Origin of the sequence: Mycobacterium sp. TY815 (assembly GCF_030755135.1) — a bacterium.
Taxonomy (GTDB): domain Bacteria; phylum Actinomycetota; class Actinomycetes; order Mycobacteriales; family Mycobacteriaceae; genus Mycobacterium.
This window is the reverse complement of sequence record NZ_JAUFRX010000004.1, coordinates 20100-43747: the sequence shown is the minus strand read 5'-3', so window position 1 is coordinate 43747 and position 23648 is coordinate 20100. Positions and strand designations below refer to the sequence as shown.

23 protein-coding genes and 3 pseudogenes are annotated in these 23648 nt (G+C 64.7%); 13 read left to right on the top strand and 13 right to left on the bottom strand.

Annotation, left to right across the window (positions count from 1 at the left end; translation table 11 throughout):
* Window positions 1–18: 18 nt before the first annotated feature.
* The 4 genes from QXK92_RS30155 (at window position 19) to istB (ending at window position 5332) form a co-directional block, all read left to right on the top strand.
* Complete coding sequence (locus tag QXK92_RS30155) at window positions 19–573, top strand: MucR family transcriptional regulator (protein ID WP_306248106.1); 555 nt, start codon at window positions 19–21, stop codon at window positions 571–573.
* Between the two features lie 832 nt (window positions 574–1405).
* On the top strand, window positions 1406–2530 hold the full coding sequence (locus QXK92_RS30150; protein WP_371934621.1) for an IS110 family transposase: 1125 nt from the start codon (window positions 1406–1408) through the stop codon (window positions 2528–2530).
* Between the two features lie 472 nt (window positions 2531–3002).
* A complete protein-coding gene (gene istA / locus QXK92_RS30145; protein ID WP_306237251.1) occupies window positions 3003–4523 on the top strand; it encodes an IS21 family transposase in 1521 nt (506 codons plus the stop codon).
* Complete coding sequence (gene istB, locus QXK92_RS30140; protein ID WP_306248102.1) at window positions 4520–5332, top strand: IS21-like element helper ATPase IstB; 813 nt, start codon at window positions 4520–4522, stop codon at window positions 5330–5332. The genes istA and istB overlap by 4 nt, the downstream gene beginning before the upstream one ends.
* Window positions 5333–5959: 627 nt before the next feature.
* Here istB and QXK92_RS30135 read toward each other — a convergent pair.
* The 3 genes from QXK92_RS30135 to QXK92_RS30125 all read right to left on the bottom strand — a co-directional run bounded on the left by QXK92_RS30135 (window position 5960) and on the right by QXK92_RS30125 (window position 8994).
* Entirely contained in the window at window positions 5960–6943 is a 984-nt protein-coding gene (locus QXK92_RS30135; RefSeq protein ID WP_306248100.1) for a restriction endonuclease, read from the bottom strand.
* Between the two features lie 133 nt (window positions 6944–7076).
* On the bottom strand, window positions 7077–7508 hold the full coding sequence (locus QXK92_RS30130; protein ID WP_306248098.1) for a hypothetical protein: 432 nt from the start codon (window positions 7506–7508) through the stop codon (window positions 7077–7079).
* Window positions 7465–8994 (bottom strand): serine/threonine-protein kinase, encoded by a 1530-nt coding sequence (locus tag QXK92_RS30125; RefSeq protein ID WP_306248096.1) that lies wholly within the window; start codon window positions 8992–8994, stop codon window positions 7465–7467. The genes QXK92_RS30130 and QXK92_RS30125 overlap by 44 nt, the downstream gene beginning before the upstream one ends.
* 584 nt (window positions 8995–9578) lie before the next feature.
* Between QXK92_RS30125 and QXK92_RS30120 the strand changes: the two genes are divergently transcribed.
* A complete protein-coding gene (locus QXK92_RS30120; protein WP_306248094.1) occupies window positions 9579–10025 on the top strand; it encodes a hypothetical protein in 447 nt (148 codons plus the stop codon).
* Window positions 10026–10338: 313 nt separating this feature from the next.
* On the opposite strand, the gene QXK92_RS30115 is transcribed toward QXK92_RS30120, so the two are convergent.
* From QXK92_RS30115 to QXK92_RS30075, 9 genes and pseudogenes are all read right to left on the bottom strand, one after another.
* A complete protein-coding gene (locus QXK92_RS30115; RefSeq protein WP_205878934.1) occupies window positions 10339–10620 on the bottom strand; it encodes a hypothetical protein in 282 nt (93 codons plus the stop codon).
* A 210-nt stretch (window positions 10621–10830) separates the two neighbouring features.
* Window positions 10831–10970, bottom strand: a pseudogene (locus QXK92_RS34190) (integrase core domain-containing protein); the annotation flags it as partial.
* A 389-nt stretch (window positions 10971–11359) separates the two neighbouring features.
* Window positions 11360–11772 (bottom strand): annotated as a pseudogene (locus QXK92_RS30105) (AAA family ATPase); the annotation flags it as partial.
* A 71-nt stretch (window positions 11773–11843) separates the two neighbouring features.
* Window positions 11844–12206 carry a hypothetical protein gene (locus tag QXK92_RS30100; protein ID WP_306248092.1) on the bottom strand — a complete coding sequence of 121 codons (363 nt, stop codon included), beginning with the start codon at window positions 12204–12206 and terminating at the stop codon, window positions 11844–11846.
* A complete protein-coding gene (locus QXK92_RS30095; protein ID WP_306248090.1) occupies window positions 12181–13023 on the bottom strand; it encodes a hypothetical protein in 843 nt (280 codons plus the stop codon). The genes QXK92_RS30100 and QXK92_RS30095 overlap by 26 nt, the downstream gene beginning before the upstream one ends.
* Window positions 13024–13048: 25 nt before the next feature.
* A pseudogene (locus QXK92_RS30090) lies at window positions 13049–13501 on the bottom strand (sensor domain-containing protein); the annotation flags it as partial.
* A gap of 280 nt (window positions 13502–13781) precedes the next feature.
* Window positions 13782–14264 (bottom strand): sensor domain-containing protein, encoded by a 483-nt coding sequence (locus QXK92_RS30085; protein ID WP_306248369.1) that lies wholly within the window; start codon window positions 14262–14264, stop codon window positions 13782–13784.
* Window positions 14265–14270: 6 nt separating this feature from the next.
* A complete protein-coding gene (locus tag QXK92_RS30080; protein WP_306248088.1) occupies window positions 14271–14477 on the bottom strand; it encodes a hypothetical protein in 207 nt (68 codons plus the stop codon).
* 186 nt (window positions 14478–14663) lie between these two features.
* Complete coding sequence (locus QXK92_RS30075; RefSeq protein WP_306248087.1) at window positions 14664–16523, bottom strand: PE domain-containing protein; 1860 nt, start codon at window positions 16521–16523, stop codon at window positions 14664–14666.
* Window positions 16524–17049: 526 nt separating this feature from the next.
* Between QXK92_RS30075 and QXK92_RS30070 the strand changes: the two genes are divergently transcribed.
* The 8 genes from QXK92_RS30070 to QXK92_RS30035 all read left to right on the top strand — a co-directional run bounded on the left by QXK92_RS30070 (window position 17050) and on the right by QXK92_RS30035 (window position 23261).
* Window positions 17050–17424 (top strand): hypothetical protein, encoded by a 375-nt coding sequence (locus QXK92_RS30070; protein WP_205878820.1) that lies wholly within the window; start codon window positions 17050–17052, stop codon window positions 17422–17424.
* Window positions 17421–17840, top strand: coding sequence for a helix-turn-helix domain-containing protein (locus QXK92_RS30065; RefSeq protein ID WP_306248084.1), 420 nt, complete (start codon window positions 17421–17423; stop codon window positions 17838–17840). The genes QXK92_RS30070 and QXK92_RS30065 overlap by 4 nt, the downstream gene beginning before the upstream one ends.
* A gap of 637 nt (window positions 17841–18477) precedes the next feature.
* The gene (locus QXK92_RS30060) at window positions 18478–20130 is read left to right on the top strand and encodes a ParB N-terminal domain-containing protein (RefSeq protein WP_306248082.1); all 1653 of its coding nucleotides are present in this window, start codon (window positions 18478–18480) and stop codon (window positions 20128–20130) included.
* Between the two features lie 547 nt (window positions 20131–20677).
* Complete coding sequence (gene nrdH / locus QXK92_RS30055) at window positions 20678–20905, top strand: glutaredoxin-like protein NrdH (protein ID WP_306248080.1); 228 nt, start codon at window positions 20678–20680, stop codon at window positions 20903–20905.
* Between the two features lie 37 nt (window positions 20906–20942).
* Window positions 20943–21227, top strand: a complete 285-nt coding sequence (locus QXK92_RS30050; RefSeq protein ID WP_306248078.1) for a hypothetical protein — start codon at window positions 20943–20945, stop codon at window positions 21225–21227.
* Window positions 21227–22498 (top strand): hypothetical protein, encoded by a 1272-nt coding sequence (locus QXK92_RS30045; protein ID WP_306248076.1) that lies wholly within the window; start codon window positions 21227–21229, stop codon window positions 22496–22498. The genes QXK92_RS30050 and QXK92_RS30045 overlap by 1 nt, the downstream gene beginning before the upstream one ends.
* Window positions 22495–22674: an amidohydrolase gene (locus tag QXK92_RS30040; protein ID WP_205878832.1), complete on the top strand. Its 180-nt coding sequence runs from the start codon at window positions 22495–22497 to the stop codon at window positions 22672–22674. The genes QXK92_RS30045 and QXK92_RS30040 overlap by 4 nt, the downstream gene beginning before the upstream one ends.
* Window positions 22675–22682: 8 nt before the next feature.
* On the top strand, window positions 22683–23261 hold the full coding sequence (locus QXK92_RS30035) for a serine protease (RefSeq protein ID WP_306248074.1): 579 nt from the start codon (window positions 22683–22685) through the stop codon (window positions 23259–23261).
* Between the two features lie 111 nt (window positions 23262–23372).
* Here the strand turns inward: QXK92_RS30035 and QXK92_RS30030 are convergent, their stop codons facing one another.
* A complete protein-coding gene (locus QXK92_RS30030; protein ID WP_205878834.1) occupies window positions 23373–23519 on the bottom strand; it encodes a hypothetical protein in 147 nt (48 codons plus the stop codon).
* Window positions 23520–23648 lie beyond the last annotated feature (129 nt).

Here is a 23648-nt window from a genome sequence, read left to right as displayed (position 1 = left end):
TGGCTACGGTGATCAGCTATGCGGGTCGGAGATCGTGATGGCCACGGCGCCTACGGCCAGCTCACCACCGACGAGAACGGCCATCTCGTCTGCCACGAATGTGGTCGCGGGTTTCTGCATCTGGCGACTCACGCGATGCGCACCCATGGCCTTTCCGGTGCTCAGTATCGCGAACGCCACGGTTTGGAGCTGACCGCGGTTCTGATTGCCGGCGAGATCCGTCAGAAGATGTCGCAGGCGTGGGAGCTGCACCGCGACAAGCACGTCGCGAACCTGGACCGGTCACGCAATCCGGATCGGGCGCGCGCACAGATGCGGCCGAGGTCGCAGTGGCCGGCCGCGACTCGGGTCCGTCGGAGCGCGGCGTTGTCGGCGAAGCGAGGGCGGCTGCTGACCGATGATGAGATGCGACAGCTAGGTGATGATCTGCCGCTGCAACAGTGGTGCGACCAGGTGCGCGCCCTGCTGGCCGCCGACCCGACGATCACCGCCATGTCGATCAGCCGCAGCTTTGACCGCTCAGAGTCGTGGATTTATCAGCGGCTGTACCGGTACCCCGGACAGGGCAATTAAGCCGTTACGGTCGATCGCCTAGCGGCCGTCTAGGCTTTGCGGGCGGCGCCGATCGCTTGGTGTCGGCGCGGCGTGTAAATGATGTGCGCGCAAGCGCATCGATGCGTGATGTCGCATGGCTCAGCAAGCAGATCCACGAAGAGATTAATGCGTGGATGGATCCCAAAAGTAGACGGCGGCAGCGCTTCCCGAACAATCTGCTGATTTTCAGTTACGCCCGACTGTCACCCAACGACCCCGGTGGGGGGCGACGACATCACGAAATTCGTTGCCACGCTGCCAGATCGTGAATATGACCCATCCGACGACCACGCAACACCACGCACACCACAGGGCCGCGGACTCCGCGAGGGTAGGGTATGGCACTGCGACAAGGCCAACGAATTGTTGGTGGAAAACGCCGGCATCCGGACCCGCTTCGCGCGCCTGGCAACCGCAGTGTCGACGAAAGCCGCCAAGCTGACTGTTTCCGCGAAAAATGTGGGCGGTGGTCTATCGCCACGAGGCTTAGGATGAAGTGGTCCGCGCACCGTTCGCCTGGCTATCCGAACCAATGCACTGGTCCAGCTCAACGCCGTGTTGCCGGCGCTCGGTGTCAAGGACGAGCCGACTGGCTTCGAATTCGACGTCATCGGCCCGTCGGTCATTCGGTCGCACGCCATGGCCGTGGATCGACGCCCCAAGACCTGGGGTCTGGCTTAGAGGAGTGGTGCCGCCGCTTGGCTGGCTTCAACGAAGTAGTGCTGTCGCGTTTGCCGGTCCCAGGTTTGTCGGAATAGCGGCAACGCGTCCGACCTGTCGGGTCGGTATGCGGGGAGCTTGTGAGGCGCTCATGGTTGTTATCGGGGTCGACACACACAAGAAGACTCATACATTGGTGGGTGTCGATCCCGGTGGTCGAAAACTTGGCGAATTGACGGTGCCCGCGACGACGGCCGGACACCGGAAGGCGCTCGGCTGGGCCCGAGATAGTTTCGAGCTTGAGCTGACCTGGGGTATCGAGGATTGCCGAAATCTGTCGCGGCGGCTTGAACAGGATCTGCTGGACGCCGGCCAGCGGGTAGTTCGAGTTCCGCCGCACCTGATGGCTCGCACTCGCGCGTCGGCGCGGACCCGGGGAAAGTCAGATCCCATCGATGCGTTGGCCGTGGCACGCGCGGTACTGCGAGAACCTGATCTACCGATGGCAACCCATGATGAGGTTTCCCGCGAGCTAAAACTACTGGTGGACCGTCGCGAGGACCTGGTGTCACAGCGGTCCGCTACGACTAACCGATTCTTATGGCGGGTGCATGAACTCGACCCTTCTCACGCGCCCAAGTCCCGCTCGTTGGATCGGGCGAAAACAGTGAAGGCGCTTAACGGATGGCTGACTACGCAGCCTGGGCTGGTCGCCGAGCTGGCCCGCCAAGAGCTAAGTGACATCACACGCCTCACGCTCGAGATTGAAGCTCTCGAAGGTCGCATCGGCATTCGGGTGCGAACGTACGCACCGTCACTACTAGGGATCTACGGCTGCGCAGAACTGACCGCGGCAAAGATCGTCGGCGAGACCGCCGATGTCTCCCGGTTCCGAAGCGAGGCTGCATTCGCCTCCTACGCCGGTTTGGCGCCGACTCCGCGGTGGTCAGGGCAGGCGCGGATCTACTTGGTGGGCTCCCGGTCGGGAAATCGGCAGCTGAACACCGCTTTGTATCGGATAGCTCTCGTGCAAATCAGTCATACCAGCGCCGGCCGCTCGTACTACGAGAAGCGTTGCGATGCACATCAGGACTCACCTCCTGAGGCCATCCGCCGCCTGAAACGGCGGATAGCCCGAACGGTGTTCGCCCGTTTGCGCGCTGATCGTGAGAACCGACCGACGACGCGTCGTCCCCTGACATCTTTCCCTGAGCTCGAGCAGGTCAACGCGCAGTGGGCCAATGCCCTGGCATCCCTTGGAGTGCACGCGCCTTGATAGCGCGCACGGATCCAGAGCATCAGCCGTCAAGGCGCCGCAACCGATGTTTGTCCGCGTCTTCGGACAGCCCTACTTGATCTATGCCGTCTGGCTGCTGTTGCTTGTACTGGTCGTCGAACACCGATACCGAATCGGTGGTCGCAGGTTGCACATCCTCGACCGCAGGAAGGACCTGTGTGCAGTCCAGATCAACAGGTCGTGTCGCTCCTCGGGTATTGGATTGAGCTTGCGCGGGCGGGCGAGCAGCGGGGCTGTTAGCTCCCGAGGGTGCAGACCCCGCGCTGGGCAGGTGCTGCCCCATCTGCTGCCCATGGCCATGAAAAAGTACCCACTGGTGGCCAAGTCGAGGTATCCGTTTTTGGCCGGGTAAAAGTATCCACCCCGTGTTCGTCGTGTCGATCAGGAACTGCGGGCCCCGATGGTGACGGTGAAGGCGCCAACCAATCGCCATCACCACCGGGGAGTTCCATTGAAGTCTGCGAAGGACCGCATGGACATCATTTCTGCCTACCAACAGCTCGGGTCGTATAGGGCCGCCGCGGAGGAGTGCGGCACCACTCACCGCACCGTCAAGAAGGTCGTGGACAAGTTCGAGGCCGACCAGGCCGGTGTGCCGCCGCCACCGCGGGCCCAACGGGCGCATAACTATGATTCGGTGGCCGATCTGGTCGCTGAACGGGTCGCGAAGTCACATGGTCGGATTTCGGCCAAGCGGCTGCTGCCGAAGGCCCGGGCCGCCGGATACAGCGGTTCTGACCGTAACTTCCGCCGTCTCGTTGCAGAGGCGAAAGCGTTGTGGCGCATTAGTAATCACCGTGGCCGGCGGCCAGCGGTGTGGGAGCCGGGTGAGTATCTGGTCATAGATTGGGCCCAAGTCGCGCCGGGGTTGTTCCTGTTCTGCGCGGTGTTGGCGTTCTCGCGGTGGCGCTTCGTGCGCTTCGCCAGCGACCAACGTGCCTCGACCACGTTGGCGTTGATCGCCGAAGCTCTGGCCGCGATCGGCGGGGTCCCGGCGCGGGTGCTCGCCGATCGGATGGCCTGCCTCAAAGGCGGCGTCGTGGCCAATGTCGTCGTCCCTACCGCGGACTACGTGCGACTGGCCGGCCACTACGGGTTCGCCCCGGATTTCTGTCACGCCAGCGACCCGCAGTCCAAGGGGATCGTGGAGAACCTGTGCGGCTACGCCCAGGACGATCTGGCCGTACCGCTGTTGACCGAGGCCGCCGTCACCGGGCAACCGATTACTCTGCGCGATGCCAACGCCGCAGCCAAAGTGTGGTGCGCGGAAGTCAACGCCGCGACCCATTCAGAGATCTGCGCCATCCCCGACGAACGCCTGATCGTCGAACGTGAACTGCTGCAACCGCTCCCGTCCCTTCGGTTGCAGATCGGGGCACCCTCGGTGCTGCGCAAAGTCGACCGACTGTCCTGTATCCGGTACGGGTCGGCCCGCTACTCGGTGCCGATGCGGTTGATCGGCACCACGGTGACCGTGGTCGTCGACCACGGCGCGATCGTCTTGCTCGACCCCGCGACCGGGGTGGTCGTGGCCGAACACCAACTCGTCGCCCCCGGTGGTGTCTCGATCCTCGACGACCACTACGACGGACCCCGGCCGGCACCCAGCCGCGGGCCACGCCCGAAGACCACGGTGGAAAAGCAGTTCTGCGATCTCGGTGAGGATGCGCAGGCGTTTCTGGTCGGTGCGGCGGCCATCGGCAACACCCGCCTGGCCTCGGAGTTGGAGATCCTGCTCGCCCTGGGCGCTGCCCACGGCCGCGACGCCCTGGTCGGTGCGCTGCACCGGGCGGTGGCGTTTCGCCGGTTCCGGGCCGCCGACGTGCGTTCCATTCTGGCCGCCGGCACCGGCACACCCCAGCCCCGCCCGGCCGGCGACGCGCTGATCCTGGACTTGCCGGTGGCCCCGACCCGTTCCCTAGACGCCTACAAGATCACCCCGGTCACCTCCGACGGCGAGGTGATCTCATGACCACGCCGCCACCGGTGACCGCCACCGAACCCGTTGCACCACCATCGGTTCCGCCGCTGGCCGCCGATCTGGACGCCGGGCTGCGGCGGTTGAAGCTGGCCGCGGTGCGGCGCACTGCACCCGAAGTCCTGATCACCGCCAAGACCCAACGCTGGACCCCCGAGGAAGTGCTGCGGACCCTGGTCGAGACCGAACTGGCCGCACGGGATGCCTCCAACGTCGTCAACCGCCTCAAAGCCGCGGCGTTCCCCGTCCCCAAGACGTTGGACAGCTTCGACGTGGCCGCGTCCTCGATCCAGCCGAAAGTGTTCGACTACCTGTCGAGTCTGGAATGGGTTCGAGCGCAACACAACCTGGCGATCATCGGCCCAGCCGGCACCGGTAAGTCTCACACCCTGATCGGGCTGGGGACCGCCGCGATCCACGCCGGGCACAAAGTCCGCTACTTCACCGCCGCCAACCTCATCGAAACCCTCTACCGCGGCCTGGCCGACAACACCGTCGGCAAGATCATCGAATCGCTGCTGCGAGTCGACCTGATCATCCTCGACGAACTCGGATTCGCGCCCCTAGACGACACCGGCACCCAGTTGTTGTTCCGCCTGGTCGCCGGCGCCTACGAACGACGATCACTGGCCATCGGCTCGCACTGGCCCTTCGAGCAATGGGGTCGGTTCCTACCCGAGCAGACCACCGCCGTCAGCATCCTCGACCGCCTGCTGCACCACGCCACCGTCGTCATCACCGACGGCGACTCCTACCGCATGAAAGACGCCAAACACCGGAAGGAGCGGCCCACACCAACCTAGGAACTACCGCACGGGGTGGATACTTTCAACTGGCCACCAGCGGATACTCCAACTTGGCCATTGACAATCTGCCGGAGCTGACGCATAGTCGATTCAACACGGCGTACCGCGAGGTCTCGGGCCTCATCGATCACTCGGGCCTCGGCGTCGCGCCTCACCGCATAGTCCATTCCGACGCGGCGAACGGCTCGAAGATCGTCGTTTGCCGAGCTTGCGATTCGTTGCAGATCAACCTTGAGGTACCTCGCGAGGGTCGCAGTCTCAGCTCTGCCATTCGATAACTCTTCAGGCCACAAACCGCCGATCACCCAGGGAGTGCAATCGATCGGAGCGCTGAAAGTGGGCACCGACAGCGATTCCTGGGTCGCTCGTCGAAGCCGCTGACGTGCCGAAATCCGACGGAACATCCCCACGCGGTAAGACTAGCGGTATCGGCCCCCGCGCCTCGGCGAAGCACATTTCCAGCCGAGGTTTCCCGTTTTGAGGAGCGCTCGTTATGGCGCCCCTTCAGGTAAGCCCGATTGACCACTTAGAGAGTAATCATCGTCCGCCGGGCGACTGAATACCGGTAACCCTGCTTTCGATTCCCGCAAATTCCTCCGCTGGCGCGAGGGGCTACGCGAATCACTACGTCCAGGGGACGCGTATGCCGAGGAGGGAGAACAACTCATTTACCTGTGCGGGGACCCTCCCCGTTTCGAGGCTGTACTGGATGCGCGACAAAATCACTTGGTCGTCGAGAACTCGGAGCTCCCGCCGCCGTCGCTGTTCGGTACCTGGTTCAAGGATGCCAAGGGCAGATTCCAAACCGGGCTCGACGATTACGACTTTGGCTTTGATTGCGCGGTCGGCGAGGTCTCGCTGAATTCGCGCTTTTACCCCGGTCTGATCGCCGTCCGCGACGACGACGAATTTTGGGACCGTGACGGAATGCGGCAGCAGCGCTTCGGCGGTCGGCCCGAAGTTTGACGGCCCTCCCACGGGCACGACACTCTGGCGCTCGGCCCGGGTACCCCAAGACCGAATCACGGCGGAGAGGATGTGCTCGTCTATACGACCTTCGACCAGGACAACTTCACGTGTGTCTTCGGCCCGACGCCGCGGAGCTCCCGCTCCGACCGCAAAAAACGCCGCTCCGGTTTCGGCTGCCACGCGCAGTTTGGCGCGGATCGCTGCGTGGATGGTGATGTCGTCGCGCGCGATCGCCCGCAGATCGTCGCCATCCATGAGGATGAGGTTGAGTTGCTTACCTGCGATCAGGGCGTCGATGGCGTCGGGAGACACTCCGCTCATGCTGACGAAGAGCCCAACGGTCCCAACGAGTTTGCCGCTGATCTTTCCGGTGAATTGATAAAGGGCAGAGGCAGGTTGGGGCTCCGCTGTCCACTTGGCCTCTAAAAGCATGGTCCGTCCGGCGATAACGAAGGAGCCGTCGATCTCTTCACCCTCCGGTCGATACGACAGACGGGGAGACAATCCGGCGTCGTCGAGCATCGCGTGCAGAATCTTTTCGAGCCGGTGCCCCCGCTTAGCTTTCTCTGTAGGGGTAGCGTCAGGTGGTAGTGCATCGAGGACGGCGAATTCTGCGCGCCAATCGAGGACCGAGGTCATGACCACGAGGATGTCATGTCCGTCACGATCAGGTCCGAAACGGCGGAAGCGGTGTGCCTTGGGCCCATGGGCCCGCGAGCGGCACCGTCATAGGCAGCGCCCACGGGCATCTCCGGCAGCGCATCGCGACGAGTCAGCGCGGCCGCTGCCGCGGCAGCTCGACCACGCGGCTTCGGTCAACGGTGGGGGAATCCACCACGAACACATCGCCGGAGAGGTCAACGGCGACTGACGTCGGGTATTTCAAGCCGATCAACGGCAGCTCGGTGGGAACTGGCGCGCCCATGTCGAGCCGCAGCACCCGGTTATGCATGGTGTCGGCGACATAGACTCTGCCGGCGTCATCCACCGCCAATCCCTGAGGCGAACTCAAGTCCGGGAAGGGCAGCTGGATTTGGACGCCGTCGCTGCGGAGCTCGATAACGTGACCTGCGATCTTGTCGACCACGTAGACGTCGTCACTGGCGTCGACCGCGACGTTGACGGGTTCTTGGAGCCCGGTGAAAGGCAGCACGCTCGACTTAGCCGCATCGTGGGAGAGTTTCAGCACCTTGGCTGGGTTCATGGACGGCAGCGTAGACCGCCCGTCCGGTTTGATCGATCGCCACTGCGTGGACGAAGCCGAGCCCGTCGAACGGCAGTGCCGAAGCGTTGGCGGCTCCTGACTTCAGGCTCAGTACACGATGGTTGAGGGTGTCGGCCACATACACTTCACCGCCAGGGTCGACCGCCAGCCCCTCAGGGTAGGACAGGCCCATGAACGGCAGTGCGATCGGTGCGCCGCCATCGTCGGCTAGTTTGTACACCGCGTCGTGCGAGGTGCTGGTGACGTAGACGCTGCCACGGATGTCCACCGCGACGCCGGTCGGATACGCCAGCCGTGAAGACGCCAATTCCTGCTGTTGCCCGTATTCGGCGGGCAGGGAGCGTGGGGACGCCGGCGCGCCCGAACCCGGGGCGACCGGGCGCCGATCAGGGTGGGGTGACCACAGGTCTCGCGTGAAGAACGCTGCGGCACCCGCGAGCACCACAGCGGCTGCGGCTGCCAGCACGCGACGCGTAGTCGTCTTCTTCGGGACAGTGGTCGGATACGACACGATCGGCAACGCGGCTCCCGGTGCACCCTGCGTCGCGTCCAAGGGGTCCCCGACCACCGGGGGACGGGGTCGGTGTCCGCGGACCGACGGCACCGCAGGCGGCTGATCCCCGCCGGAGCCGGCGTCCCGTAACGCAGCGGGGGTTAGTGCCGCGGCGGCGGCTTCGGCGAGCGCGGTGGCGGATTGGTAGCGGAGGTCGGGATCCTTGGCCATGCCGGTGGAGATGACCTCATCGAATCGGGCGGACAGGTCCGGGCGGAGCAGCGACGGGCGGGGCGGTGGTGTGGTGAGGTGCGCGGCGATCAGGTGGGCGCTCGTGCTACCAGCGAAGGGGGGTTGACCGGTGAGGGATTGATACAGCACGCAGGTCAGCGAATAGATGTCGGCACGCGCATCCTCGTGAGCTGAAGGGTTCAACCGCTCGGGTGCGATGTAGGCGAAGGTGCCGATGACGTTGCCGGACTGCGTCATTCGCGTCTCGTCAGTCAGACGGGCGATCCCGAAATCGATCAGATACGCGAAGTCGTCGTGATCGAGTAGGACATTGGACGGTTTGACGTCCCGGTGCAGTAGGCCGGCGTCGTGAGCGGCGCCCAACGCCTTGGCGACCTGCTCAGCCACGCGCACGGCGCGGGCGGGTTCCAGCGGCCCCTCCGCGAGCACGGTGCCCAGGTCGCGGCCCTCGACGAGTCGCATGTCGACGTAGAGGTGGCCGTCGATCTCGCCGTAGTGATGAATCGGTATGACGTGCGGGCTGTTCAGCAGCGCCGCGGCGTGCGCTTCACGCCGGAAACGGAGTTGGAACTCCGGGTCCGCGGACAGGTGTGCGTGCAGCAGCTTGATAGCAACGACCCTGTCGGTGTCGGTGTCGTGCGCACGCCACACCTCGCCCATGCCGCCGCGGCCCAGCAACGTCAACAACCGGTAGCGCCCGAACAGCCGCCCGCTTTGCACGCATCCTCCCGAACCCGTTTCATGGACACCTTAATCAGGGTTCAACGCTCTTGGACGCACGTAGCGCCCGGGCTGACACACCCCGCGGATCAGAACAACGTCTGAGGATCTACAACCACAGTGAGCCATCAAAGATTGACGCCATACCCGGCGTTCCTAGGTTGCTGACCATAGCCTCATCGGGTAGCAATCTGTCACGGTAACAGAAAGCCCTAGGCAACAGTAGCTTTCGTCAAATATCGCGGCATCGATGTGCTCTGGGCGAAAAGTGTTTGCGGACTGGGCTTTTGCGTTACCGTGACGCATGCGGATTGTTGCACGCCCGCCTCAGTCGAGGTAGGACGCGAGCAGACGTGATGATCCGGCCGTCGCGGTCGCCAACCAACCGCAACCGGAGACCCGAAAGAGACGAAAGAATCGACATCACCGGCGACCCTCCCACGGCATTCGGGGACTACAGCCAGGCGTGACTCGAACAGCGCCCGATCTGTGGCCGCACCCGCGCCCATTATTGGGGACTGCTGAAGAAGCACATTCTGCCGGCCTTCGCCACGACAACTCTGCGCGACATCAGCCCCGACGCCGTGGCGAACTGGTATGCCGTCACCGCCACCAGTATGCCCACCACCCGAGTACATGCCTACTCGCTGCTGCGGACAATCATGCAAGATGCGTTGGCTTGCAATTTGATCGATACCAGTCCATGCCAGGACACAGGAGTCAAGACCTCGCGGCGCGGCGAGGCCGTACGCCCCGCAACAGCCGGGAAACTCGAAGTGATCGCCGCGGCGATGCCGGCACGCTACCAAGCCCTCATCCGCATGGCCGCCTGGTTAGCGATGCCGTTCAGCGCGTTAGGAGAGCTGCTGCGCAAAGACGTAGACCTCCACGCCCAAGTCGTGCGCGTTCGCCGCGCGGTCGCCTTGATCAACCGCCACTTTCAGGTCACAACACCGAAAAGCACCCTTGGAATCCGAGATATCCCAATCCCGCACAAGCTGGCTCCGATAATCACCGCCCACCTTCTCTAGTACGTCGAGCCTCATCGCGAGGCTCTGCTGTTTCCTTCAGTTCTCGATAACTGCCGCCATCTGTCTCCGTCGGTCCTATACCCGATGTTTGACCAAGCGCGTGCCACTGCCGGGTGCCCAGATCTCCGCGTGCCCGATTTGCGGCGCTCTTGCGACCTTCTCCTCTGAGCAACATCGCGAAGTCGACCGCTAACGAAGAATGTTCGCCGTCGTAAGGGATATCTTCTCCGCAGCTAGGACAGCGCATTCTCTTGTTCTCTTCCCAAAGAAGCGCAGCTGGACTCGGAGTGTGGCTGCGACGGATGCCGCTGAGTTACAGCGGGGTGAAGGTGAGGGTCCACGGCCCCTGTGTGTTGTACACGTGGAACGTGGTGCGCCCGCTCGCGCGGAACGTCGTCGTGCCGGTAACGCGTTGGGAAGTGCTCTGCCCGATGGCGTTGATGGCGGGAGGACCGTCAGTGCCGTCGGCCTGCACCGGCGCCACGATCATCGTCCAGCTGGATGCCTGGTACTTGATGGTGTAGCCGTGAGCCACCAGCTCGGCAGTCTCGACCGACTCGCCGGTGCCATTGATAGAGACTGGGTAAGCGGGCACTGCCGGTGCAGAAACCGTGCTACTGGGCGCATCGGAGCCACCCACTGTTCCGTGATAGTGCTTGTCAGCACTAGGTGTGTACGTGCAGGCGCTCAGTGCAACAACCGCGGCCGCAGTAATGCACACGGTCCGCAGTCCAGTCGTCGTGATCTTGCGCACTCGTACCTCCTTGTACCGAGCTAACATGAGGGCAGCCGCTATGCGACCCGGGGGTTGGTGGGTCGTGGTCCACTTTAGAGCGAAATCAGCTGGGTAAGTTCACAGTGGGTGGAGTGGGGTCGGTTCGCGTTGTAATGGCGGCGCCAGGCTTCGATGATCACACAGGCTTCCAGCAACGAGTCGACGCGCCACTAGTTGAGAAGTTCATGGCGTAGCCAAGAGCGACGCGAACATTTGCAATCTGGGCTGTGGTCTCTGATAAGCGGCGTTGCCGCGCTGTTTTTCGCTGAGCAGGGATGTGAACCTCGCACCTGCGGCCGCGTCATGCGTAACCGACGCGGTCTTGGAACTTGTCGTCGATGTTCTGGTGACTAGCAGCATTCCCGGCGCCCGAATGATGCTGGTAACTGCTGTGCCCTGCAGAGGATCGTGTTCGGTTGTCGTGGAGCAGGTTTGGGCATCGACGGTAAGGAGAGCCGGATCATAGGAGAAGCGGCGGCCGACCGTGGCGAGCAGGACGGTTGTGTCGAAGGAGACATAAGCGGCGATGTCCGGGTATAGCCGAGTGTGTCCAGGCGCACGGCTCCGGGATCGGATACAGCGTTCCCGCGATCGTGGTCTGCCGTTCTTCCATCGCCTCAAGCATCGCGCTCTGGGTTTTGGCGCTAGAGCGGTTGATCTCATCGAGCAGCACGATGTTGGCGTGCACTGGACCTAGGCGTGCGTGTGACAAAGGAATTGGTGGCCGGCCGAGTCGAAGATCTGGGTGCCGATGATGTCGCTGGGCAGCAGATCCGGGGTGCACTGGATGCGGGCGAAGCGGCCCTCGATCGACTCGGCGATCACCCGTGCCGCGGTCGTCTTGGCCAGCCCGGGCACACTTTCCAGTAGCACATGCCCGCCGGCCAGCAGCCCGATGAGCAGCGTTTCCCGCAGCGTGCTCTGGCCGACCACTTTGGCCGAAAACGCCGCCACCAACGCGGCAATGCTCATCTGAGCCCCCTCAATTTCGTGAGGGGACACACACGTGTTGTCCACGGTCATGACCGGGTCTCCTTGCCGGGTTAGTCGAAGGTCAACGCGGGCGGTGTTTTCGCCATATCCGCGGAGCCGTAGAGGAATTGGCTGGCGGTGGCCGTTTCGGTGCCACCCTTGCGGGTGGCGGCGGTGATCGGCACCGTCACCTTGCCCGAGAAGTGCACCGACAGCTGGTAGGGACTGAAGCGGGAGAAATCCATGGCGCTGGTGTCGGGCGGGCCCCAGCTGACCGTGCCATTGACCAGGGTGCGGGTATCGTAGGAATCCAGTTTCATCGGACACCCCGGCGGCGCCAGCAGATTCGAGTGCTCGCAGGCGGCCATCGCGGCGTTGAACGAATCGGCGACTGCCGCCTTTCCTGTGTCAGACAGGGCGATCTCCGGGCTCATCCACGCCCCCCCCGCTCAGCGAGAGCTGTTCAAGTAGAAGCGGTTTGGCGCTGACCGTCAGATACGGGTTGGTGGAGCCGATGTCGATCCAGCCGGGGAACACATACACCGTCGCGTCGGCCACCGGCTTGCCGAAGAACGTGATTGTCTTGGCGGCGGCGTTGCCTGAGGTGGAAAAGTGTTGACCGTCGAGCTTGATCGCGGCCGCATCCAGCTTCCAGCCGCCGTGGTCCTTCTTCACATACAGGGTGGTGTCGGAGTTTTTGTCGCCGAAGTTGGCGACCACGTGCACCCGGCCCATCCCCAGTCCAACGGAGTCGTCGCTGAGGATCCGGATATTCGAGATCGGCCACTGGGTGATCTGCTTTCTCAGGACCTCGTTGGTCAGGAACTGTTTACTGGCCGGCTGGTCCACCCCGTAGGACAACGCCGCCTCGGCATCACCACGCGCCAGCGCCGCCAGATATCCCTTGACCGCATCCCCGGCAGTGGCGGCCCCACCGTTACCGGATCCTCCCCCCGCCAGAGTAAGGAACAGCACGACCGCCACCGTCACCACGACCACAGCCCCCGCCGCCAGGGTGACCCACAATGCCTTGCGCCGTTTGGGATCCGGTGGCCCCACCGGTGCGCCCGGGCTCGGGGAGTACAGCGGCCCAAGCGGCTGCAGGCCCGCCGTATCCGGCCCGGTGGCATGCGGGCCCACCGGATGCGCTGCCCAGGTGTGCAGTCCCCCGGGCGGTTTCACCGGTGCGTGCGGATTCAGCCCCGCCCCCGGCATTTGCGGGCCGCCCGGCGGTGGTGTCCAATTGTTCACGACACGATCTCCATTTCTCTGTCTGTCAGTGCGGCATGTTCTCGGCGATCGCCGTCACGATCGCGACCGGGTGCGCGGCAGTGACTTTCGGGCCGAAGGTGTACACGTCGATCACGACATTGGCGCGCGAGGCGATCGCGTGCGCGCACACCCTGCCCTGCCCGCCCTCCAGCACGTTGACTACCGTGGCGACATCACCGGTGGCTGAAGGGAAACCCAGCGTGTAGAACAGGGTCACCGGATCCGGGGGCGGCTCAGTGGTCGACAGGTGGACATCGGCGCACCGCTGCCAGGCCAGCGAGGTGCACACCACAAACCGCGTCGCGACGTCGGCGCTGGGAAAGGCCACCACCGCCTCATCGATGTCGTGGGTAGGGTGCGGGCCAGGCTCGTGCAATGTGCGCCCGGCCACCGCGGTGTACCCACTGCCCGCATAGCTGGTGTACATCGTGTTGTACAGCGACGACGCACACGAAGGATCGGAGGAACGACTCCCCCTGAGGCTGCGTAATCACCGAGTAGCGCCGCGAGATCACGAAGCCCTCGGCGGACCGCGCACCGCCTCCCACGATCTCGCCGATCTGGTTCTCCGACAACAATAAACGGTCTACACCGTCGGCGGCCACCACCGGTGCACCCGCGTCTTGGGCACGCTGGGGACGGGCCGCCCCCGACACGATGGTCGAACACCCGCTGCCCACCGCGACACACACCACCCCCACCGCGCACGCGCGCAGCATCGCCATGACCCACCGCATCTAGGACACCGGCACTTTCGCCACGACCGCCCGCGTCACCGACTCCGCCTGCCCGGTCAGCCGCTCCCCGCACACCTGCACATCGACGATGACGTTGTTGCGCGCACTCAGCGCGTGCTCGCACATCCAGGTCGGTTCGTCGGCCTCGGTGGAGGTTTGGGTCAGGATGCCGTCATGATCACCGGCCGACCCGACGTCAAACAGTTGATCCGCTAATGCCGGCTCATCCAGGTAACGCATTGCGATGCGGCGCCCGTCGCACGTGCGCCAGGCGGCCACCTGCCGGGAATAGAACGCCGTGGCGTCCACCGCGAACGGGAACCTCACAATGCCCTGCCACACCCGGTGCTCCTTGTCGGGGGTTGCGACGAACTGCGTGCGCATCGCCACCCACCCCGAGCCGGTGTACATCGGAACCCACGCCACATTCCAGGTTTCTGCGCAGTCATCGGAGGCAGTGGCGCCGCTATATCCGTATGACAGCGACTGCTACACACTCATCCCCTGCACCCCCAACACCGCGTCCAGCTGCTCTGGGGAGGGCAACAATCCCGCCATCGCCTCCACGGCTACCGGCACAGCGACATGCCCCAAATCGGCGGCGGCAAGAGCGGTTCCGCCCACGCGGGTGGTGCACCCCGCGCTCAAGATCGCCACGCCGAGGACGCCGACTGCCGCGCCGGCCCGGGTCAGCATGGCAAGCCCCGACGCAACAGAAGGATCCTCGTACGCGATGACACGGCGGGCCTGGCCTCCGCGCAGATCTCACGGCAGACGCTTACGGCAATGACCGCGAGGTCGGCGCAGGCATCCACCCAGCTCGGCAGGCGGCCGGTCAGGTCCTGCATTAAGGCGCAATCCATCGTCGGCGTCATCCGCTTATCAAGCGAGGGCGAGCGCCAGCGAGCCGAAACCGAGCAGGCTTTCGCCGCGCAGGTAGGTTCCGATGTTGCCGTCGCCGACGTTGGACCAACCGAAGTTGCGATTACCGACGTTGCTGAACCCAAAGTTGTTGCCGCCGTAGTTGTTGGAGCCGACGTTAAAGCTGCAGATGTTGCCGGCTCCGAGGTTGAAGTTACCGAAGTTGGCGTTGCCGAACACATTTACAATGCCGCGGTTGTAGCTGCCGAAGTTGAAACTGCCGGTGTTGCCGTCCCCGAAGTTCAGGACGCCGTTGTTGCCGTTGCCGAAGTTGAAGAATCCTTGATTGTTGTTGCCGAAGTTAAACAGGCCCAGATTGCCTGTCCCGCCGCCGAGGAAATTCAATCCGGCGGCGTTGAGCAGAGATGCTTGTGCCTGTACGGCAAGCTGATGAATCTGTTGGGCGACACTGGCGTTGAAGCTGTTCATCGAGTCGGTCAGCGCCCTCTGGATCGAGGGTCCGATCGAGTTGATGTCCTGAACGACCCCCACCGAGCCGTCGACGCCACCTCGTGCGATGTCGATTATGGTGCCGTTGGAGCCGCCAGCGTATCCGTTGGCTCCGGGTGCGCCTGGCGCCCCGGGTTGGCTCAACAACCCTCCCGGGCCACCCTGCCCACCGAGCCCGGGCGTGCCGGGTAGCCCACCGTTGCCGCCAAAACCGCCGAATCCGGCCGCGCCGCCGGTACCTCCATTACCCGCGGCGCCACCGATACCCCCATTGCCGCCGGGACCGAATAGGCTGCCGTGGCCTCCTGCACCACCGAGCCCGCCCGCGCCGCCGGTAACGCCCATGCCGCCCGAGCCCCCGATCGAGTAGCCGGCGCCTCCGTGGCCTCCGGTGCCTCCGGCCCCTCCGGCCCCTCCGGCGCCTCCGCTGCCGCCGGCGCCGAACAGCATCCCCGCGTCTCCGCCAAGGCCGCCGCCGCCACCGTTGCCGGCTGCTCCACCGTTGCCGCCCCCGCCGCCAACGAACTGCAGGGTGCCGCCGCTGCCGCCGTTGCCGCCAGCCCCGCCGGCCCCCCCGGCCCCGCCGCTTCCGCCCAATATGCCGCCGTGTCCACCGGTGCCTCCTGCGCCACCGAGTCCGCCGGCGCCGCCGGAGAAGTACAACGAGTTTGTCCCGGCCGCACCGGCACCCCCCGCTCCGCCGGCCCCACCGTCACCGAAAAGTCCAGCTGCCCCACCGGCGCCGCCCACACCGCCGACCGTTGCGGGGCTAGCAGCGATGCCGCCCGTGCCGCCGACACCACCGGTGCCGTACAGAAGCCCGCCAGTACCGCCCGCTCCCCCGGCGCTGCCGACGGCTCCAGTGCCACCGGCACCACCGTTGCCGAAGAGACCGGCTGCACCCCCAGCGCCGCCTGCGCCGTTGTAGCCGTTGCCCCCGTTGCCCCACAACAGGCCTCCGGCCCCGCCATTTGGGTTGGCCGCGGAGCCGGCAACTCCGTCACCGATCAACGGCCGACCCAACAGCGCGTTCGTCGGCGCGTTGATCGCCCCCAACACCTCACGCTCCACGCTTTGCAGCGGATTGACGTTGACTGCCTCAGCCGAGGCATACGACGCGGCCCCGGCCGTCATCAACTGAACGAACTGACCGTGAAACGCCGACATTTGCGCGCTCACCGCCTGATAAGCGATGCCATGGGAGCTGAACAGCGCCGCAATGGCCGCCGATACCTCGTCGGCCCCCGCTGCCAACACGGTGGTGGTCGGCGCGACCGCGGCCGCGCCAGCCTCCTCCAGCGCAGAACCGATCCCGGCCAGGTCTTTTGCCGCGGACTCGATCAACTCAGGTGCGATAGTGACGAATGACATTTTCAGAATCCCGTCCTTCGTGAAACTTGCTTCTGTTCAACAGGAGTCGGCGCAGCCGCGCCATCCCCGTCGGGGCCGCCGCGGCGGCAACACCGGACATTCGCCACTGCTACCCGTCCTTGCTCATGGCGCGGTTAACCGCCGCCTCCCACGGTGCGCAACCGCCCGCACCCTTACGTCGTGCGCTGGCAGAGCGTGTCGGCCCGCCCTGCCCGTAGCACCCGCTTCTGTTCCTTGGCGTCGCGGCTCAACCGCGGCGCAAACATAAAAGCATCAGATGCATTAACGCACAGGATACATTACTGCATCAGTGCCTGGCTAGATGCGTGCCTCGCAAGCTGCATCGCACGCTGTGGGCTGCGGGCTAAGAGGTCGCCGGGCCCGGATCCCCCGCCCGACGCGAGAGGCGCCCGGTTTCTCAACAAAATTTGCCGGCAACTTTTTCACGTCGGCTGTCGAATAGCGGCTGTGCGGGCCATACCGTTGCCATACCACCACATCCAACTGGCTGCGAAGGAAAATTGCGGTGTCCGACCCCACCGATCACATCCAAACTCTCGAAGGAGCAATAGTGTTGGCGTGCGCGATGCTTAATTCTCCTGCCGCGCAGCACCATGCCGGCCCTTCGCGCGATATGGATGTGTGGAAGGCGGTGAGCGAGCCGGTGCTGGCCGCACTGCTCTACACCGCATCCCCATGCCAACGCGGCGGCGGAATGACCTGGGTCAACAGCGCTGTCTCCGTGCTGGCAGCAGACATCGGTGATCCCGGTGATGTGGTTGGGATGAGCCACCCGCTGGGGCGCCGTTTCATGGGAAGCCTCGCATCGATGAATGGACCGCAACGGGACTCCGTCTTGCTCACCATCCGCGATGCAGTGCTGCCGTGGATGGCCGCATGACAAGCCACTGCGCGGCGCTCGCCAACCTCAGTGCGCGCGAATGGGCCATCAGCGCCGGTGAACTCTCACCGACCGAGAGGTTGCTGCTGATCCTGTTGTCGGACAAAGTCGATCGCAACTTCACCTGCGAGCCCACCCTGCGCACGCTGGCGGCCGAATCGGGTGCGGGCCGAAGCACCGTCTTGCGCAGGCTCAGGGAGCTCGAACAGCGCGGCCTGATCCGCCGCGAACCGCAGTTTGATGAGGACGGCGCCAGGCTCCCCACCCGCTATTTCCTCAACCACCCGCTCGCGCCGGTTCGCTGCGGTGTATGCGGAGCACCGCGCCAGTCGACACCGTGCTCGAGCGCCAGCCGCGCGCCGCACACCGAAAGCCGCCTCGCTCTCTCCGCCCCAGCTTCCCCTAGCAGTAACTAGCGACCGCAGGTTTGGAATGTACGACCGTGCACCTCCTGGACCTTCCCCGCCGAGCTCAATCAGCACCAGCTGCGTCTGTGCCGGGGCGCCGCTCGTCTAGTGATCCGGCCCGCATCTGCCGTCCAAACTCTGCAACGTACACGACACCTCCAGCAGCGGTGAGTAATTCGTGTGCTCACAGCTACGGCAAAAGTGGGAACGGTGCATGCGTCCGCAGCTGCAATGAGCAACACCAACGAGCACCTGGTACGCGCCGAGCTTCGCGCCACACGCGGGGCGGTGCGGCAGACGGGCTTCTTCCCAGCCGCGCCGGGTCGGGCGAAGCGTCACGTGCGAGATGCTACCCGCCACCACCAGAAGGAAAGCGCCTGCGGCGCTTGCAGCTGTTTGTTGAACTTCTGCCTTTCTGGCCTCCGATTTTGCCGGCGGCGGCCCGCTGCGCGCAAGGCCACGGCCTCCGCTTCGCTACGGGCACAAGGCTCACAAAGTGCCCGCTGCGCTCGCAGGCTCGCGGCGATCACTTTGCGCCCGGACCTTGCACTTCGCTGGGCTCGCGCCGGCCGAAATCTTCGCTGCCAGAACGGCAAAAGATCGGGCGGCCCCGACAAGGACGCCCCCACCTTTGGAAGGTAGCGACATGACCGACATCATCGACCCACAGACCGAGCACGCAGTTGCGGAGGACACCAGCGCGGGCACCCTGGTGCACGTCGACCCCCATGCATTGATCCTGGAAACCAACGTGCGCGACGACGCGGCGCTCGACAAGCAGTTCGTGGCCAGCATCCAGGAGCACGGCGTGCTGATCCCCATCGCCGCTGTGCAAGACAACGACGGCAAACTGTGGGTCCGGGCCGGTCAGCGCCGCACCCTGGCCGCCCGCGAAGCCGGTCTGGCCACTGTTCCAGTCTATGTGCGTGCCGCCGGTGTCGGCGACGACAAGACGCTGTTGGTCGAACGGGTCGCGGAGCAGATAGTGGAAAATGACCAGCGCCGCCAACTCACCGATGCCCAGCGGGCGCGCGGGATCCAGCAGATGATCGATGCTGGAGCGTCCATCACCAAAGTCTCCAAGAAGCTCTCACTTGGCAAGGACACTGTCAAAGCTGCTGCGGCTGTGGGCAAGTCGGACACCGCGATGCGCAGCCTGGCAGAGGGTCAGCTGAGCTTAGAAGAAGCCGCTGCGCTCACCGAGTTCGAGGAGATTCCCGGTGCCGTCAGCCGCCTGATGCAGGCAGCCGGAAGTCGGCGCTTCGAACACGTCGTGTCCCAGCTGCGTCAGGAGAAGATCACCGCTGAGGCAGAAGCCAAAGCGGCCCAGCAATACCTCGCGGCGGGCTTCACCGTGCTGGACGAACAGCCCCCACTGGACCCCGAATGCGTTCCGCTGTACCGGCTGCGCACCGCCGAGGACGCCCAGGCCGACGAGAGCGCAGTCACCGACCCCTCGCATTGGGCGGTGGTGCTCTTCGAATCCGAGGGCCTGGCCGATGTCGAGACGGGCGCGGTCGTGAACGAGGACGAGGTGGACTGGGATACCCAGGACGACCCCAAGGCCACACCCGCCGCAGGGTTGCGCCATGCATCCACCGTCACCGAAACGATCGTGTTCACCCCGCAGTACTTCTGCCTGGATTACCGCGCAGCGGGCATGACTCCCGATGAGCGGTTCGCCCGCCAGACGGGGCTGGTCGGGTATGACAACCCAGCGGGATGCCCGGTCGATCTTGACGACGAAGCACGCCAGCCCGAACGGGAACGGATCGCAGCAGAGCGCGCCGAAGCCGAGAAGCGTGAACGGCGAATGGTGTTGGCGCTGAACAAGCTCGGGGTAGCCGCCCAGGGAGTACGCCGGGAGTTCGTCAAGAAGATGCTGGCCCGCAAGACCGCTCCCAAGGGTGCCGCCATCTTCGTCGCCGACTGCCTGGCCCGCGACGGCTACCTGCTGACCGGTCACAACGCCGCCGAAACAACCGCTGAGCTACTCGGGCTCGACAGCGCCCAATCGGTCAGCAAGGTCGCTGCCACACTCGCGGCCACCGCCGATGCGCGCGCACAGGTCATCACCTTGGGCCTGGTGCTCGGCGCGTTGGAGTCGCGCACCCTCAAAGACTCCTGGCGCAACGCGGCGACAACCAACCACTGGTCACACCACGTGACGGGTGGCGACTACCTCAAATGGCTGGCTGCCAACGGCTACACGCTGGCCCCCGTCGAAGAAGTCATCGCCGGTGACAAGACCGCCGACGAGGTCTACGACCTGCACCGTGCCGAGGTCGACCAGAAGTAACCCGCCCGTGGTGGGGCCAGGCGCACGGAGTCCTGGCCCCACCACCATCACATATCAGTTGCCTGCACGTCCGACAAATGGCGTAAGGGACCGGTGACTGAGCTATTTCTTCACCCCCCAGGAAGATGACTGTGCGCGAGCAGCTAAAGGACTTGCAGATGATTGACATTTGTGAAATAGAGAACCTCTTTACGACATTTTTCGGCGGGAGCGACACCGTATACGGGCGGTGCAAGGCTAGCTCTGAAATAGCAACGGAACGGGAAGGGCTGTATCTCGTTCACGACCTGGGCCCCGCCGTGTTCGGATTTTCTGAAAGCTCGCGGTGTCGACATCGATTACGCCGATCGATCACGCTACGGGCAGGGCCCCCACTGCCCGCGCCGCAGACCGCGAAACAAAAGCCCAGAATCGGCAGTGATAAACAGCACACGACGCGCCGAAAACTCTTAATAACTTTCTACAAACCGACGTCGCATTGCCAAAAGCAGCCCATTACAATTTCAGGTAACGACGCAAAAGAAACCTGCAAGAGGAGTTCCGCACCATGTCGCCAATAACCGTCTACACAAAGCCATCATGCGTCCAATGCAAGGCGACATTCCTTGCTCTGGATAAAGCCGGGCGCAATTACGTGGCGATTGATATCACCCAGGACAGCGAGGCCCGTGACTACATCATGAGCCTGGGATACCTCGCCGCGCCGGTGGTTTACGTCTCCGACGACGAGCACTGGTCAGGCTTTCGCCCCGACCGACTGGCCCGCGTGGCCTGAACACCCTGCCCCCCTCCGCACCGAATGGACAGTTCCCATGACCCTGCCCACCGCCGCCGACCTCGACGACGTCGAACGCGAACACATCCGGCGCATCGCTGATCTGCGCACCAACCTGCTTGCCCACGTCGCCAACAGCATCGGCATCACACAACACGCCCTGAGCTCCTTGCGACGGTTGCGCGACAACGACGTCTACGACACCGAGTTCATCGACGGCCGCGACGGTGACGACATCGGCGCCTTCCTCAACGACTCGATCCGCTACCTGCGCGCGGCCTACGCGGTCGTGCACGCCGTCATCGACAAGGAGGTCCCTTAATGTCTGAGCACACCGGCGGCACCGGTGCCTCGTTGGCGACAGTGCGCGATGCCCTGCACAGCGCAGGGCAATTCGTGCGGCCACGCGGCGCGGATGCATTCATGGCCAGCTGCCCGCTGCACATCGATCACAGTCCCTCGCTGTCTGTCACCTGGCGGGCGGCCACCACCACAGGTCGCGGCGGGGCGGTGCTGCTGCACTGCTTTTCCTGCAGCGCCGCCGTCGCCGACATCGCCGGGGCCCTCGGACTGCGGGTCACTGACCTGTTCGATTCCCCCTTACCCACACCGACGCCGGACAAGCCCAGGTCCCGGCCGGCGGCGCGGCGGCCAGCCCGTGCCGGCAGCGCACTGCGGCCGCTACCACCGCGCATCACCGCCGAACCCCCAAGCGACAACCACCACTGGCGGCGCGTGCGGGTCTACACCTACACCGACCAGCGTGGTCGTCCCGTCCAGCAAGTGATCCGGCAGGAGTGCTGCTGCACCGGGCAACAGCACAAGCGGTTCCAGCAGCGTTACCGCGTTGGCCGCCAATGGGTTTACCGCAAACCGCCGGAATTCACCCCCGTGCTGTACCGGGCGGCGGCGATCGCCACGGCCCAGCAGACCGGTCAGCCGGTGTGGATCGTCGAAGGGGAAAAAGACGCCGATACCCTCACCGCAGCGGGTCGCCTGGCGACCACGAACCCCCAAGGTGCGGCGAACTTCCCCCCAGCACTGCTTGCCCAGTTCGAAGGGCTGCGCGTCGCTGTCGTCGCCGACAGAGACCTCAGCGGCTACCGCCGCGCGACGGCACTGTCGGCGCAGTTGCGTGGCGTCGCCACCGAGGTCACCCTGCTGCTGCCCGCACTTGAGGCCGACAAAGCCGACCTCACCGACCATATCGAGGGCGGGCTGTGGGATCCCGCGCACCCGTGCGGTGGGCTGCTCGAGGTCACCGCAGCCGATCTGCACGCGCTGACGCTGGCAGCCCTAGCAGCACAGGCCGCTCACCGTTGCGCCATCGCGATCACCGAACACCAGGCACACCAGGCTTTATGGAAAACAGGACCGGGTAGCGTGCAGGCGCTGGCGCGTTGGCGGGCCGAAGCCGGCCACCAGTTGCGCATCGTCACCGACAGCGATCAACAACTGCAGCGCCATGCCCGGGAGAACCCAAGCGCGCTCGCCCATCACGCCGTGAGGGCCACCGCAGCGGTGCGCTCACAAATCCACGACACCTACCGCGGTATCGGCGCGGGTCACGACGGCCTGAAGGAATCAGCATGAGCACCATCGCCGCAGACGCCGCGATCACGCGCCGCGCCGCCGCTGCCGTCACCGGTGGCCCCACCGCCCTTCCCGCCGCCCACACGGCGCGGGTCTGGATCGAAACCCTGACCGCCAGAGCCCAACTGCGCTCAGAACGGCACATCCACCACCGACCCCGTCCCCGAGAAAAGTGACCGCAGCCATGACCACGCGAGCCAGCCTCTTCAGCATTGTCACGACCATCTGCGTCGCCGCCGCCATCCTGACGGCCCCGCACGCCTTCGCCAAGGCCGTCATCATCGAACCCGGTGAGCGGATCGACTACATCAATGCCGATGGCGGCAGAAACCAGTACTGCACACTCGGTCACGTCTACAACGGTGCCGATATGCACGTCTACGCCGTCACCGCCGGACACTGCCGCAACAGCACCAACGGCTCTGTCCGTACCGAGCGCAGCGGCCAGACCGGAACATTCCTGCGGACACTGGTCGAACCGGCCAGCGCCGGCGGCGCTGATTACGGACTGATCGACTTCGGCATCGACCCCCTGGCCGGTGCCTACATCGGCGAAGTCCGAACCATCAGCACCAGCCATCCCGAACCCCAAATCGGTCAAACCGTCTGCCGCAGCGGCATATCCAGCGGCACGCACTGCGGCACTATCGCCGACCGGCAGGGTCGAGACCAATACCTGACGACCGGCATGCCAGACAGCATCCCCGGAGACTCCGGGGCACCGGTATGGACCGAAAAGGCAACCGCCCCGCCGAAATCATAGGAATCTGGCTCGGCGAGAAGATCACCGGCGTCGGCCGCCACACCTATGGGCGCTTCGCCAGCCTGGCTGAAGGACTGCGAATCCTTGCCGCAAACTAAGCCCAAAAGAGCATCAGAACACGGGGAAGTCCGGATCGACAGGCACGAAATCGAAGCGCACCGGCGGTTCTGGGCGCCGTCCCGTCACCACCCACTCCACAAACGACGGCGGATACCCGCCCGGCAGCTCCCCAAGTAACTGCACCAACGACTTCTCCATAGCGCCCAGGCTACGACCAGGTCACCCGCTTACGCATCGGCCGACGAAAATTCGGCCGGCACATCCGCGCCGCCCTGCATGCCGAGGAACGTCGCGCACGGAGAACTTCAGCGGTCAGCGGGTTGCGAG